At 73.7% G+C, this 285-nt stretch carries 1 pseudogene; it reads left to right on the top strand.

The annotated features are described in order from the left end of the window. Positions 1 to 195: pseudogene (locus tag EN845_RS34955) on the top strand (nitronate monooxygenase); the annotation flags it as partial. Positions 196 to 285: the final 90 nt, after the last annotated feature.

The raw sequence follows: 285 nt of genomic DNA, 5'->3' as shown, positions 1-285 counted from the left end.
GAAGGCGCCCCCGCGCCGCGCCCGTACCCGGTGCAGCGTGGCCTGACCGCGCCGATGCGCAGGCAGGCCGTGCAGGAAAATCGCCTGGCGGCGATGCAGGCCTGGGCCGGGCAGTCAGCATGGATGGCGCCGGCACAGCCGGCCGCCGGCGTGCTGCGCGGCATGTGGGAACAGGCGCAGGCGCTGCTGCGATGAGGGTCACCTGCAATGGCCAGCCGGCGCAGGTGGAGGACCTGCTGCCGGCGCTGGTGAACTACGGCCACTTCACCTCGCTGCAGGTGCGCG

This window comes from Mesorhizobium sp. M8A.F.Ca.ET.202.01.1.1 (assembly GCF_004791595.1).
Classification (GTDB): Bacteria; Pseudomonadota; Alphaproteobacteria; order Rhizobiales; family Rhizobiaceae; genus Mesorhizobium.
The sequence above is the reverse complement of the archived record's forward strand: the minus strand, read 5'-3'. Positions and strand labels throughout refer to the sequence as shown.